The organism is Aeromonas popoffii, from assembly GCF_037818705.1.
GTDB lineage: Bacteria > Pseudomonadota > Gammaproteobacteria > Enterobacterales > Aeromonadaceae > Aeromonas > Aeromonas popoffii.
Window position 1 is genome coordinate 318,284 of the sequence record NZ_CP149129.1, and the last position, 12,897, is coordinate 331,180.

Sequence of the window (12,897 nt, forward strand, 5' to 3'; positions counted from 1 at the left end):
TGGTTCCGAGGAGGAACAGCATGAGCACCCCACTTCAACACCCCATTCATCTGCAACTGCCGCTCAGTGGCATGAGCTGCGCCAACTGTGCCAGCCGCATCAGCACAGCACTCAACAAGCTCGACGGCGTGACGGCAACCGTCAACTTCGCGTTGGAGCAGGTGGCCATCGAACTGGGTGACCCGGCCAGCTTGCCCGCGGTACTCGACAGCATCACCGGGCAGGGTTACGGCTACGGCCACGAAACCCTCTCCTTTCAGATCAGCGGCATGACCTGCGCCGGTTGCTCCGCACGTCTCAACAAGATGCTGGCGGCGCTGACCGGCGTGCTTTCGGCCGAGGTCAATTTTTCCATCGAGCAGGCCCGCATCGAGCTGGTGCCCGGCATGCAGACCCCGGCCTCGCTACGCGAACATATAGAGGCGCTCGGCTTTGGTGCCCAGCTGGTGCAGGGCTCGGCCAGTGCGCGCCGCCAACAGCTGCAGGCCCGTGAAGAGCAGGAAGCGGCCGCCACGCACAAGGCGCTGATCCAGGTTGTGATTTCGGCCCTGCTGACCCTGCCGCTGCTGGTGGGCATGATCGCTATGGCGGGGGTGCTCCCCTGGCATCTGCCCGCCTGGCTGGAGCTGCTGCTCGCCACGCCGGTGCAGTTCTGGATTGGAGCCCGCTTCTATCGCGGTGCCTGGCTTGCCCTCAAGAACCGCTCCGCCAACATGGATGTGCTGGTGGCGACCGGCACCAGTGCCGCCTACTTCTACAGCCTCTACCTGCTGCTGACTCTGGGGATGGCCGCCAGTGGCAAGCTCTATTTCGAGGCGAGCGCCATCATCATTACCCTGATTTCGTTGGGCAAACTGCTGGAGGCCCGCGCCCGCCGCAGCACCCAGTCCGCCATTCGCGAACTGATGGCGCTGCGGCCGGAAACCGCCACCGTCTGGCGTGGCGAGCGCTGGCAGAGCGTGGCCATCGACGAGGTGCTGCGCGGTGATCGGCTGCGGGTGCTGGTGGGCGAGCGTGTGCCGGTGGATGGCAAGATAGTGATCGGCGCCAGCGAGCTGGACGAGTCGATCCTCACCGGCGAGAGCCTGCCGGTGCCGCGCAGTGCGGGCGACAAGGTGCTGGGCGGCGCCATCAACTGCTCCGGGGTGCTGGAGATTGAAGCCACGACTGTGGGGGAGGAGTCCAGCCTCAGCAAGATCATCGCGCTGGTGGAGAGTGCCCAGATGGGCAAGGCGCCGCTGCAACAGCTGGTGGACAAGGTCTCCGCCGTGTTTGTACCGGTCGTGATGGCGATCGCCCTGTTCACCCTGCTGGTGTGGTACGCCATCGGCAACGATTTCGGTCAGGCGCTGCAGGCCGCCGTGGCCGTACTGGTGATCGCCTGTCCCTGCGCGCTGGGACTGGCGACGCCGGCAGCCATCGTCACTGGTACCGGGGTGGCAGCCCGTCACGGCATCCTGATCAAAGACGTGGATACCCTGCAGAAGGCTCACGCCATCAAGGCGCTCATCTTCGACAAGACAGGTACGCTCACTCAGGGGCGGCCGGTGCTGGCGAACTGGAGCGGCAGTGACGAGCAGTTACGGCTCGCTGCCGCCTTGCAGCAGGCGAGCGAGCATCCGCTGGCACTGGCGATGCGCGAGGCCGTCGGCACAGAAGTGGCGCTGCCCCAGCCGGAGGCGGTGGAGGTGCGGGTCGGTGCGGGTATTGTCGGTCAGGTGGCAGGCCACAGGGTCGCCATCGGCAATGGATCCCTGCTGGCTCAGCTCGGCATTGATCAACCGCAGCAGGATGAACAGCCCGCCGACGGCGCGACCCGGGTCTGGGTCGCCATCGACGGCGTGGTGGCCGGTATCGCGGCACTGGCCGATACCCTGCGCCCCGAGAGTGCGCAAGCCATCGCTACCCTGCGCCAGCGTGGCATCGCCAGCTGGCTGGTGAGCGGCGATGCGCCAGCCCCCGTGGCCCATATCGCTGCCAAGCTGGGGCTGGACGGGGCGTTTGACTCCGTGCTGCCCGCAGGCAAGGTTGAAAAAGTCGAGGCGCTGCGGGCGCAAACCCATGGGCTGGTGGCCATGGTGGGGGATGGGGTGAACGATGCCCCCGCGCTGGCCGCGGCGGATGTCGGCATCGCCATGGGCTCCGGTTCCGATGTGGCGATGGAGACGGCCTCCATCACGCTCATGCGGTCGGATCCGCGGTTGGTGGCCGATGCCATCGACATCTCGGCAGCAACCTGGCGCACCATACAGCAAAATCTGTTCTGGGCCTTCGTGTTCAATATCATCGGCATTCCGCTGGCGGCACTGGGGTATCTCAGCCCCGAGCTGGCGGGGGCTGCCATGGCCCTGAGCAGCATCACGGTATTGAGTAATTCCCTGTTACTGAAACGCTGGCAGCCCAAGACGGGCACCCATGCCGGTCACCATGTCAGCACTGAATCGAACCGCTAAGGAGTCATCCATGAATATCAGCAAGGTAGCCAAGGCGACGGGACTGACCGCCAAGACCATCCGTTACTACGAGAGTATCGGTCTCATCTCGGCGCCGGTGCGCAGCGATAACGGTTATCGCAGCTACACCGAGGGGGCACTGCGGGAGCTGCGCTTCGTCAAGCGAGCGCGGGAGACCGGCTTCAATCTGGAGGAGTGCCAGGAGCTGCTGGCGCTCTACCGGGACGAGCACAGAACCAGTGCCCAGGTGAAGAAACTGGCGCAGGAGAAGATCGTCGATCTGCGGGCTCGCATCGCCGGCTTGCAGGCCATGCTGGCTTCCCTCGAGGGGCTGGTATGCTGCTGCCACGGGGATGAAAGTCCCGAGTGCCCGATCCTGGACGAGCTGGAGCGCGGTTGACTAACCGCTTAATAACAGACGTTTGATTGTTGGTCCGGAAGGGGGAGTGGTAGACTGTGCGGCTTTTGTACAGGGAGTACACAGTTGACTCAGAGTGTGACACGTCAGGTGAAGCAGGCCATCATGGCCCAGCTCTATACTCACGCCTCATTCAGCCTGCCTTGTCTGGGTCTGCTGGCGCTCGGCTGGAGCCTGTTGTTCAACGATTACCTGCCCGCCGGCGAGGCGTTCGGCTGGTTGGGACTGGTCAGCCTGTTGTTGTTTTGTCGCGGCTGGCACCTGCGTTGGCGTCAGCCCAGGCTGACGCAGATCCCCTTGCCGGTGCTGGAGCGCGAGCTTTTCATCGGGGTCACCATCACCTCCATCATCTGGGCGCTCGGCGTGCTGCTCTACATGGACAAGCTGCCCGACACCTATCGCGCTGCCATGATGATGCTCTCCAGTCTGCTCCTCACCGGCAGCGCCATCATGCTGTTTGGCAGCCGCCGTTCCCTCTACGGTGCCGTCTTGCCACTCGGGCTCGCCATGCTGTTCGAGCTGGGGGTCGGCAACGAGCAGGAGCGGATCGTCTCCTGCATGCTGGCGGGCTATCTGTTTGTCTTCTTGCCGACGCTGCTGCGCCGTCTGCGGCGGGATCAGGTCGCCTCCCTCTATCATCGCTTTTCCAACGCCGATCTGGTGGCCGAGCTGAAGGCGGTCTCAGAGCATCTCAAGCTCACCTCCCGGCTGGATGGTCTGACCGGCATCGCCAATCGCGCCCATCTGGATGACAGCCTGGAGCGGGCCTGGCGCCGCTGTCATCGCGCACGCACCCCCCTGTCACTGGTGCTGGTGGATGTGGATTACTTTAAGCAATTCAACGATCTCTATGGTCATCAGCTGGGTGATGAGTGCCTGCAGCAAGTGGCGGGATTGCTGGCCGAGGTGCAGCGCCGCGAGGATGATCTCGCTGCTCGTTACGGCGGAGAGGAGTTTGCTCTGCTGCTGCCTTGTACCAGCATGCAGGGGGCGCTGCAGATAGCCGAAAACGTGCGGGTGGCGCTCAAGGAACTGGGCATTCCTCACCAGAAATCCCTGGTCTCCAACCGGGTCAGTTGCAGCTTCGGGGTGGCGACCCTGGTGCCGGATCAGAGCAGTTCTATCGCCCAGTTGATCCAAAAAGCGGATGCGGCCCTCTATCAGGCCAAGCATAATGGGCGGGATCGTATCGAAGTAGCCTTGATGGGTAAGGTTGCCTGAGTTTCACATGACAGATTTAAAGAGGTTGTCTATGCAATGTCATCGTATCGAAGAGCTGCTGGAGTTGTTGCAGCCTGCCTGGATCAAGGAACAGGACCTCAGCCTGGTGCAATTCGTTGCCAAACTGGCGGCGGAAGCCCGCTATGAGGGTGCCTTGCCCGACCTGACCGACGACATGCTGATCTACCACCTCAAGATGCGGGAGTCCGACAAGCAGGCGATGATCCCCGGCCTGGCCAAGGATCATGTACCCGATTTCAAGGAAGCTCTGCTCAAGGCCCGTGGCATCAAGTGATTCCGGCGCGGTGCAAATAGCGCCAAAAGATGGTTTCAAGAGAATCTCTCAAAAAGGTGTTTCGTCAACTGGCGACACGCCTTTTTTGTTGCTTGAAATTGCGACGTCACTCGAACATTAGATACATTTTACCCACACAATTAGCAGGTTGTTTAAGATATAATCCGCTCCATAACAATTAATGAGTGGAGCTAAGTGTTGCAATGGCCGACCAGGACAAGATCGATATCAAGGATGTCACCGGCGATGTAACGGGGACGTATAACCCCAATACCTTCAAAGCCAGCGACGACAGGTTCAATCCCGGCAACAGCATCTATGTGAGGGCGCAACCCGGCTACTGGCAGCGGGTACGCAAGGCCATGGGCTGGTTCTTCGTGGTGATCTTCGTCGCCTTGCCCTGGTTGCGTTATGACGGTCGTCAGGCCGTGCTGTTCGATATCGATCATCAGCAGTTCCATATCTTCGGTGCAACCATCTGGCCGCAGGATCTGACCCTGCTGGCCTGGCTCTTCATGATCGCTGCCTTCGGGCTCTTCTTCGTGACTACCTTCCTCGGCCGGGTCTGGTGTGGTTATCTCTGCCCGCAGACGGTGTGGACTTTCATGTTCATCTGGTTCGAAGAGAAGCTGGAAGGGGCGGCCAATAAACGGCGCAGGCTGGATGCGGCTCCCTGGAGTGGCGAGAAGCTGGCCCGCAAGGGCGCAAAGCATCTGGCCTGGATCCTGCTCTCCCTCGGTACCGGTCTTACCTTTGTTGCCTATTTTCAGGATGCATTCCAGCTGGTGCCTGACGTTCTCACCCTGCAGGCGAGTGGCTGGGTCATCTTCTGGGTGCTGTTCTTTGCCGCCTGCACCTACGGCAACGCAGGCTGGATGCGCGCCATCATGTGTATCCACATGTGCCCCTATGCCCGCTTCCAGTCCGCCATGTTCGACAAGGACACCTTCATCGTCGGCTACGACACCAAGCGTGGCGAGAGCCGTGGTGCCCGTGCCCGCAAGGTGGATCACAAGGCGCTGGGGCTGGGGGATTGCATCGACTGCGATCTCTGCGTGCAGGTCTGCCCGACCGGCATCGACATCCGCGACGGTCTGCAGTACGAGTGCATCAACTGCGGCGCCTGCGTCGATGCCTGTGACCAGACCATGGATCGCATGGGTTATCCGAAGGGGCTGATCAGCTATACCACTGAGCACAAGCTGGCCCACAACAGCACCCATGTGGCGCGGCCCAAGCTGCTTGGCTATGGCCTGGTGATGGTCATCATGCTGGGGGTGTTCGTCTACAATGCCATGTCCATCATGCCGATGGGGCTCGACATACTGCGGGATCGCAACCAGCTGTTCCGCGAGAACAGTGAGGGGCTCATCGAGAACACCTACACCCTCAAGATCCTCAACAAGACCCTGCATGCCCAGACCTATCAGCTGGATGTGGAAGGGTTACCTGAGCACCAGTGGTTTGGTCCGCGCGACGTGACCCTGAAGGCGGGCGAGATCTACACCTTGCCGGTGAGTGTGGCCGTCGACCCCTTCAACCTGAAGAAGCCGACCCTGGACATCCAGTTTGTGCTCAAGCGGGATGGCGCGGCGCCGGACGACAGCAAGGGCACCCTGCGCCAGGCCAGCAAGTTTATCAGCCGGCTGTGATGCCGGGAAAGGCGAGGGCTGACTGGTCAATTCAGGCCCCCAGTGACCGCAGTGATGACGGGAAAGCGTGGCGCAACCGGTTGGGTTGAACGCCATTGAACCGAGTAGTGATAGACTGGGGCGCAACGGCGCCCCTTTCTTATGGTGGATGACATGCGTTTCAACTATTCCGACCTCAATCCCGATCTCATCATGGATGCGCTGGATCTCAGCGGCCTGCGGCTCGACTCCGGCCTCATCGAGCTCAACAGCTACGAGAACCGGGTCTACCAGTTCCAGGATGAGGATCGTCGCCGCTATGTGGTGAAGTTTTATCGTCCCGGCCGCTGGAGTCGGGCCCAGATCCTCGAGGAGCATGAGTTCGCTACGCGTCTCTGGGATGCGGAGATCCCGGTCGCCGCGCCGCTCGCCTTCGCTGGCGAAACCCTGCTGGAGCACGAAGGCTACCCCTTTGCCATCTGGCAGAGCGTCGGTGGCCGCCAGTTCGAGGTGGATAACCTCGACCAGCTGGAGTGGGTGGGGCGTTTCCTCGGCCGCATCCACCAGATCGGCGCCTGTCGCCCCTTCCATCACAGGGTCCGGCTCGATGTGGAGAGCATGCTGCACGAGCCGCGTCAGCTGCTGGCGTCCGGTGAGTGGCTGCCGAGCGGGTTGGCCAAGCAATTTTTCGGGGTGCTCGACGAGCTGATCAAGCATGTCAGCGATGCCATGACCCTGGATGTGGCACAGATCTCCCTGCATGGCGACTGCCACCCGGGCAACATCCTGTGGCGCGACGGCCCCATGTTCGTCGATCTCGATGATTGTCGTACCGGTCCCGCCATCCAGGATCTCTGGATGATGCTGAGCGGCGAGCGCCACGAGCAGCAGATCCAGCTCGATACCCTGCTGGCGGGCTACGAGGAGTTCATGGAGTTCGACTCGCGTGAGCTGGCGCTTATCGAGCCTCTGCGGGCAATGCGGATTGTCCACTACATAGCCTGGCTGGCGCGGCGCTGGGAAGATCCCGCGTTCCCCCGTCACTTCCCCTGGTTCAATACCGATCACTACTGGCGCCAGCAAATCGCCATCCTGCACGATCAGCTGGAAGCGCTGAAGGCGCCGCCCTTGACCCTGATGCCAAACTGGTGACATTGAGGGGATATTGAGCGACAGAAGGGACTCGAACTCCTGCTCTGACCATTGACGGCGGGATGGCGACACAATAGGCTTGGCACTGCTTCGGTTCGCCGGGCGTGCCTCACAGTGATCCCTTAACAGGAAACATCATGAAAAAAGTTTTATTTTTCCTTGCTGCCATGCTGATGATCCCCATGGTTCACGCCGCCCCCGAGTTCAAGGAAGGCGTCAACTACGATGTGGTCAAACAGACTGGCACTGCCCAGCCGGAAGTGATGGAGTTCTTCTCCTACTTCTGCCCGCACTGCGCCACCTTCGAACCGATCGTTGAACAGTTGAAGGCTGGGTTGCCAGAGGGTGTGCCCCTCAAGAAGAACCCGGTTGCCTTCCTCGGCCGCGAGATGGGTCCGGAGATGCAGCGCGCCTACGCCGTCGCTAGCCTGCTCAATGCCGAAGCCAAGCTGACTCCGGCCATCTTCACCAAGATCCACACCCAGCGTCAGCCGCCGATGAGTCGCGATGACGTGAAGCAGATCTTTGTGGACAACGGTGTGCCAGCGGAAGAGTTCGACGGTGCCGTCGACAGCTTCGCCGTCTCCGGCATGGTCTCCCAGTTCGATCGCAACACCGAGAGCTACAACATTCGCGGTGTGCCGGCCTTCCTGGTCAATGGCAAGTACATGGTGAAGATCGAATCCATTACTTCCCAGGAGCAGTTCAACCAGCTGGTGAAATTCCTGTTGGCCAAGAAAGATTGATGGTGGCCTGACATCATGAAAAAAGCCCGCCGGTGCGAACCGGCGGGCTTTTTGTTTTCTGGCGCTCTGGAAGATCAGACCCCGACGTGAAAGGCCTGCTTGAGGTTGCGTATGAAGTCCGCATCCCGGCACAGGGTCTTGCCCGGGCTGTCGGAGATCTTGGCTACCGGGCCGCCGTTGCACTCCATCAGCTTGAACACGATGTTCATGGGACTGACGCCGGGCAGATCGCAGGTGAGCTTGGTGCCGATGCCGAAGCTGGTGTTGATACGGCCCCGGAAGTGACGGAACAACTCGACGGCCTTGTCGAGGTTGAGCCCATCGGAAAAGACCAGCGTCTTGTCGGTGGGGTTGATGCCGAGCCGCTGGTAGTGGCTGATGGCCTTCTCGCCCCACACCACGGGATCGCCCGAGTCATGTCGCAGCCCCTGATAACGGCTGGCCAGCTCGAAATCGAAGTCACGCAAGAAGGCATCCATGGTGATGCAGTCGGTCAGGGCGATACCGAGGTGGTTGGTGAACTCATCCAGCCAGCTGGTGAGGGCGGCGCGCTGGCTGTGCTCCAGCGGGAAGCCGAGCTGCTGATGGGCCTGGAACCACTCGTGGGCCTGGGTGCCCACAGCCGACAAGTGGTACTTCTGGGCCAGCAGGTAGTTGCTGGTGCCGCGAAACGCCGGCAGGCGCTCCTTGAGGCGGCCCACCACGGCATCCTGCACCGCGTGGGAGAAGCGGCGGCGGGTGCCAAAATCGATGAGGTTGAACTCACTCATCTCCTCAGCGCTGAGTGTATGTTCCAGCTTGTCGATCTTCTGATCGAGCCGCTCCAGCGCCTGGCTGACGCCAAACTGGGGGTAGCGGAAGCGGTTGCGCATCTCGCTGATGATGGCGAGCACCGGGATCTCCCACAGGATCACATCCTGCCAGGGCCCTTCGACTCGCACATTGATGCGGCCATCCTGCTCGAACACTTTCAACAGGGAAGCATCGAGCGGCTTGCGACGGAGGTGGTCGAGGTAGTCAGGGGTGAAGAAGGGGCGCTCGGCCAGAAAATTGAGTTCGGGTCTGGTCAGCCGCAAGGAACCGGCGAAGCGAAGCTGCTCCTCGATCTGGCCCATCATGGGCAGCAGATCCTCTTCGTTGCGGCTGTGGAATTCGGCCACCACCTCGGCATCCGGATAGCGATGGAACACCGCCTGCTGCATATGCAGCTTGTAGGCGTCGGTGTCGAGCAGGCTGGTGAGAATCGGTGGCATATCAGGCGTCCAGCAGGCGTTGTACATCGATCAGGGTCTGGGCCAGTTCGGCGCCAGCCTCGATCATCTGGGTGTGGGCGCTGGCAACCGTCGCGGGGGCGATGCCACGGCAGGCATCGAGATGGACGATCACCCGGAAACCGGCGTGGCGCAGCTGCAGCACGCTGGTCTTGACACAGTAGTCGGTGGCAAGGCCGCCGACCAGCACTGTGCTGACCTTGCGGGCTTGCAGAAACTCGATGAGCCCGGTGCTGCGTTGTTCGGCCAGATCGTGGAAGCAGGTGCCGTAGGGATGCAGATCCGGCTCGATCCCCTTCCAGACGAAGAAGTCGTAATCGATGGGAGCGGGCAGACCATCGAGCAGTTCGAACCCCCGGGTGCCCGGTACGCAGTGCACCGGCCAGGTGAGGTCGGCGTTGGGCAGATTCAGCGGCAGCAGCATGCCGGCAGGATCGGAGACGGCCCAGTCGGCATTGGCGGGGTGAGCGTCCTTGCTGCCGATCCGCAGCGTGGCGAGGGTGGCCTGAGCGTTGAGCGCAGCCACAATATCATCACCGCCCGCGACGGGCAGTTCGTTCGGGCAGAGGGGGGTAAATCCCTTCTGCGCATCAATATCCAGGCTGGCGACGGTTCCCATTGAGTGGCTCCTGCACATACTATTCGTGTGATATTATCTACCAAACATTAATCGAAGGCGAGCAGGGCGATCGGCATGTTGAGAATGAGTCTGGATATGGTGGTGCTGCGCTTGCATGACGAGCGGATCGAGCTGCTGCTCGAGACCCGTGATCGCCCCCCCTTTGCCCACTGCTGGCAGCTACCCGGCTTGCGTATCGACGAGGCACTGGATCGGGATCTCGATGCCGCCCAGCGCCGCCTGCTGGCGGAGTGGGGGCTGGGCCACTGCTACAGCGAGCAGGTCTGCACCCTCGGCAATCTTGAACGGGATCCCCGTGGCTGGTCCACGACCCTGGTCTATCTCTGTCTGGTCGATCCCGGGATCGAGGCCATTCACGGCTGCTGGCATCCGCTCTCCAACCTGCCGGGGCTCAGCCTCGCCTTCGATCACACCCAGCTGATTGCCAAGGGGCTGGAGCGGCTGCGGATCAAGAGCCGCTACAGCACCTTGCCGCTGCAACTGCTGGGGTCCGAGTTCACCCTCTCAGAGGTGCAGCGCGCCTTCGAAATTATCCTGCAAACTCCTATGAATACGGCAGCGTTTCGCAAGCGGATCCATCGCGCCGACATTCTGGTGGATACTGGCCGCAAGCGTACCGGCAAGCAGCGCCCCGCCATTCTCTACCGGCTGGAGAGTCCCTGCTGCGTGATGTTCGATCAGGTGATGCATGGAGCAGAAGCATGAATGCGGATCCCGTCCGTGTGCTGGTGAGTGCTTGTTTGCTGGGTCAGCCAGTGCGTTACGACGGCCATAGCAAGGGAATTGTCAGCGACTGGTTGAGTGCGCTGGGTGCCGAAGGGCGAGTGCTGGCCTTCTGCCCCGAAGTGGCGGGCGGTTTGCCGACCCCGCGTCCCCCTGCCGAGCGACAGGACGAGCGGGTGGTGACCGCGAGCGGGCTGGATGTGACGACCGAGTTTGATCGCGGCGCCGAGCTGGCCCTCGCGCTCTGTCAGGCGCAGGACATTCGCTTCGCCCTGCTCAAGGAGGGGAGCCCCTCATGTGGCCGCGGCCGTATCTACAACGGCCGCTTCGAAGGCGTTTCTGTGGTGGGTGAGGGCAAGACCACGGCCCTGCTGCGTCGGCACGGCATCGCCGTTTTCTCGGAAGATCAGTTGGCCGAGCTGGCCTCTGCACTCTCTTTGGGTCCCTCTTTGGCGGCCACAGGCAGCGGTTCCTGATCCCTCTGCCAGCTGTCCAGCAGCTGGTCTTTCTCCTGCCAGCGCTGGTTCAGCCACTCCTGAAAGCCCCGTTTGAATTGCTTGTCATTGAAGTAGTCGCCGACCAGCGTCTCATCCACCGGTAGCTCCTCGATACGCACCTGAATGCGTTTTACCCGTCCCATCAGGAAGTCCTTGAACGGGGTCTCGGCGTTCTCCGGATAGCGGATGGTGACGTTGATCAGGCTGTCGAACTGCTCCCCCATGGCCGCCAGGGTGAAGGCGAGCCCGGCTGCCTTGGGCGGCATCAGGTGACGGTAGCGGGAGCGCGCCGCATCCCGCTTGGGCTCGGTGAAGCGGGTGCCCTCCACGAAGTTGATGACGGTGGTGGGGATGTGGCGAAACTTTTCGCAGGCGTTGCGGGTGCTCTCTATGTCCTTGCCGCGCAGATGCGGGTTGCGCAGCAAAAACGCCCGTGAATAGCGGCGCATGAAAGGCATGTCCAGCCCCCAGCAGGCGAGTCCCAGCAGCGGTATGTAGATGAGCTCGTGCTTCATGAAGAATTTGGGCACCGGCAACCTGTCTCGGAACAGATGGCCCAGCACCACTATGTCGGTCCAGCTCATGTGATTGCTGACGATGAGATACCAGCCATCCTTGCGTAGTTGAGAGTCATCTTCAACCTGCCAGTCAATGCGGGTGGTGAGGCGGATCACCAGGGCGTTGCAACCGAGCCACAGCCTCATGAAACGGTTGTTGAGCCGGCTGCAGGCGCGGCCAAAGGCCGGAATGGGCAGCAGCTTGGCCAGCGACACCAGCATGATCAGGCTGGCGCACAGGGCGGTGAACAAAATGGTCAGGCTGGTGCTGATGAGCAGCACCAGGGGGCCGGGGAGCATGGTTAGCATGGGCGTCGTTTACTGCGTCTTGTCTGCCAGCAGCTGGCTCAGGGTCTGGTCTTTCTCGTGCCAGATCCCGTTCAGCCACTGTTGAAACTCTTGTTGGAACTCGGGGTCATTGAAGTAATCCCCCACCAGCTTGCGGTCGATCGGCAAATAGCGGACCTGAACCTTGATTTGCCCGACCCGGCCGCACATGAAGTCCCAGTAGCTGGGGATACCGCCCGGATAGGCGATGGTCACATCCACCAGTTTGTGCAGTTGATCGCCCATGGCCGCCAGGGTGAAGGCGATGCCCCCAGCTCTCGGGTGCAGCAGGTGGCGATAGGGGGCGGCCTGTTTGTCGTGTTTGTGGGCGGTGAAGCGGGTGCCCTCCACGAAGTTCATCACACTCACCGGAATGTGGCGGAATTTGGCACAGGCCCGGCGCGTTGTTTCTATGTCTTTTCCCTTCAGATGTGGCCTTTTTTCCAGAAATTTACGGGAATAGCGTCGCATGAAGGGGAAGTCGAGCGCCCACCAGGCCAGACCGAGAAAAGGTACCCAAATCAGCTCTTTCTTGAGAAAAAACTTCAGAAACGGGATTTTTTGATTAAAAACCCGCTGCAGTACCAGTATGTCGACCCAGGATTGATGGTTGGCAATGACCAGATACCACTCATTCCGGCTCCCTTTGTCCACTCCGACCACCTCGAAAGGGGCTTTGATGATGGTTTTCTGGATAAGATTGTTGAAACCGATCCAGCAGCTGGCACAGCCATCGAGCAGGGCGTTGCAGAGGGTTCGCCAGCCCTTGAGCGGTAGCGGCAGCTTGAGCAGACCCAGCAAGAAGATGGGGATGCACCAGAAGAGGGTGTTGAAAAAATAGAGCAGGGTGGAGAGGCTGCCGCGCAGTCGCTCTGTCAGCTTGTTGGGCATGAGTTCGGGTCCGTCTTGCTGTCGATAAAGGGTCATCAAGTGGTCAGATCTGTGGCCATAATATCAGCCGATCGC

13 protein-coding genes are annotated in these 12,897 nt (G+C 61.2%); 9 read left to right on the forward strand and 4 right to left on the reverse strand.

The window, feature by feature from the left end; translation table 11 throughout:
• The first annotated feature begins 20 nt into the window (after positions 1–20).
• From WJM78_RS01540 to WJM78_RS01570, 7 genes are all read left to right on the forward strand, one after another.
• A complete protein-coding gene (locus tag WJM78_RS01540; protein WP_339012946.1) occupies positions 21–2,453 on the forward strand; it encodes a heavy metal translocating P-type ATPase in 2,433 nt (810 codons plus the stop codon).
• Positions 2,454–2,463: 10 nt separating this feature from the next.
• Positions 2,464–2,853: a Cu(I)-responsive transcriptional regulator gene (gene cueR / locus WJM78_RS01545; protein WP_042035872.1), complete on the forward strand. Its 390-nt coding sequence runs from the start codon at positions 2,464–2,466 to the stop codon at positions 2,851–2,853.
• 84 nt (positions 2,854–2,937) lie between these two features.
• Positions 2,938–4,092: a GGDEF domain-containing protein gene (locus WJM78_RS01550; protein ID WP_339012950.1), complete on the forward strand. Its 1,155-nt coding sequence runs from the start codon at positions 2,938–2,940 to the stop codon at positions 4,090–4,092.
• A gap of 31 nt (positions 4,093–4,123) precedes the next feature.
• Positions 4,124–4,387 (forward strand): YihD family protein, encoded by a 264-nt coding sequence (locus WJM78_RS01555; RefSeq protein WP_275931008.1) that lies wholly within the window; start codon positions 4,124–4,126, stop codon positions 4,385–4,387.
• 203 nt (positions 4,388–4,590) lie between these two features.
• Positions 4,591–6,039 carry a cytochrome c oxidase accessory protein CcoG gene (gene ccoG, locus WJM78_RS01560; RefSeq protein WP_287146403.1) on the forward strand — a complete coding sequence of 483 codons (1,449 nt, stop codon included), beginning with the start codon at positions 4,591–4,593 and terminating at the stop codon, positions 6,037–6,039.
• Positions 6,040–6,180: 141 nt separating this feature from the next.
• A complete protein-coding gene (locus tag WJM78_RS01565) occupies positions 6,181–7,170 on the forward strand; it encodes a serine/threonine protein kinase (RefSeq protein WP_339012956.1) in 990 nt (329 codons plus the stop codon).
• A gap of 137 nt (positions 7,171–7,307) precedes the next feature.
• A complete protein-coding gene (locus tag WJM78_RS01570; protein WP_108537416.1) occupies positions 7,308–7,916 on the forward strand; it encodes a thiol:disulfide interchange protein DsbA/DsbL in 609 nt (202 codons plus the stop codon).
• 74 nt (positions 7,917–7,990) lie between these two features.
• On the opposite strand, the gene pncB is transcribed toward WJM78_RS01570, so the two are convergent.
• Both pncB and WJM78_RS01580 read right to left on the reverse strand, forming a co-directional pair.
• A complete protein-coding gene (pncB, locus tag WJM78_RS01575; RefSeq protein ID WP_108537415.1) occupies positions 7,991–9,169 on the reverse strand; it encodes a nicotinate phosphoribosyltransferase in 1,179 nt (392 codons plus the stop codon).
• Position 9,170: 1 nt separating this feature from the next.
• Complete coding sequence (locus WJM78_RS01580; RefSeq protein WP_339012962.1) at positions 9,171–9,806, reverse strand: nicotinamidase; 636 nt, start codon at positions 9,804–9,806, stop codon at positions 9,171–9,173.
• Between the two features lie 75 nt (positions 9,807–9,881).
• On the opposite strand from WJM78_RS01580, the gene WJM78_RS01585 reads away from it, so the two are divergent.
• Positions 9,882–10,532: an NUDIX hydrolase gene (locus WJM78_RS01585; RefSeq protein ID WP_212512842.1), complete on the forward strand. Its 651-nt coding sequence runs from the start codon at positions 9,882–9,884 to the stop codon at positions 10,530–10,532.
• The gene (locus tag WJM78_RS01590) at positions 10,529–11,026 is read left to right on the forward strand and encodes a DUF523 domain-containing protein (RefSeq protein WP_339012967.1); all 498 of its coding nucleotides are present in this window, start codon (positions 10,529–10,531) and stop codon (positions 11,024–11,026) included. Before WJM78_RS01585 ends, WJM78_RS01590 begins: the two co-directional genes overlap by 4 nt.
• On the opposite strand, the gene WJM78_RS01595 is transcribed toward WJM78_RS01590, so the two are convergent.
• Together WJM78_RS01595 and WJM78_RS01600 are read right to left on the reverse strand one after the other, a co-directional pair.
• Entirely contained in the window at positions 10,957–11,913 is a 957-nt protein-coding gene (locus WJM78_RS01595; RefSeq protein ID WP_339012970.1) for an acyltransferase, read from the reverse strand. The two genes, WJM78_RS01590 and WJM78_RS01595, sit on opposite strands and share 70 nt — an antisense overlap.
• A gap of 9 nt (positions 11,914–11,922) precedes the next feature.
• Positions 11,923–12,822 carry an acyltransferase gene (locus WJM78_RS01600; protein WP_339012972.1) on the reverse strand — a complete coding sequence of 300 codons (900 nt, stop codon included), beginning with the start codon at positions 12,820–12,822 and terminating at the stop codon, positions 11,923–11,925.
• Positions 12,823–12,897: the final 75 nt, after the last annotated feature.

Excerpts from the sequence above, each read along its gene's own strand:
- WJM78_RS01565 (WP_339012956.1), top strand. The coding sequence starts at position 6,181 with ATGGTGGATGACATGCGTTTCAACTATTCCGACCTCAATCCCGATCTC.
- ccoG (WP_287146403.1), top strand. The coding sequence starts at position 4,591 with ATGGCCGACCAGGACAAGATCGATATCAAGGATGTCACCGGCGATGTA.
- WJM78_RS01585 (WP_212512842.1), top strand. The coding sequence starts at position 9,882 with ATGTTGAGAATGAGTCTGGATATGGTGGTGCTGCGCTTGCATGACGAG.
- WJM78_RS01540 (WP_339012946.1), top strand. The coding sequence starts at position 21 with ATGAGCACCCCACTTCAACACCCCATTCATCTGCAACTGCCGCTCAGT.
- WJM78_RS01580 (WP_339012962.1), bottom strand. The coding sequence starts at position 9,806 with ATGGGAACCGTCGCCAGCCTGGATATTGATGCGCAGAAGGGATTTACC.
- WJM78_RS01595 (WP_339012970.1), bottom strand. The coding sequence starts at position 11,913 with ATGCTAACCATGCTCCCCGGCCCCCTGGTGCTGCTCATCAGCACCAGC.
- WJM78_RS01555 (WP_275931008.1), top strand. The coding sequence starts at position 4,124 with ATGCAATGTCATCGTATCGAAGAGCTGCTGGAGTTGTTGCAGCCTGCC.
- WJM78_RS01600 (WP_339012972.1), bottom strand. The coding sequence starts at position 12,822 with ATGCCCAACAAGCTGACAGAGCGACTGCGCGGCAGCCTCTCCACCCTG.
- cueR (WP_042035872.1), top strand. The coding sequence starts at position 2,464 with ATGAATATCAGCAAGGTAGCCAAGGCGACGGGACTGACCGCCAAGACC.
- pncB (WP_108537415.1), bottom strand. The coding sequence starts at position 9,169 with ATGCCACCGATTCTCACCAGCCTGCTCGACACCGACGCCTACAAGCTG.
- WJM78_RS01590 (WP_339012967.1), top strand. The coding sequence starts at position 10,529 with ATGAATGCGGATCCCGTCCGTGTGCTGGTGAGTGCTTGTTTGCTGGGT.
- WJM78_RS01570 (WP_108537416.1), top strand. The coding sequence starts at position 7,308 with ATGAAAAAAGTTTTATTTTTCCTTGCTGCCATGCTGATGATCCCCATG.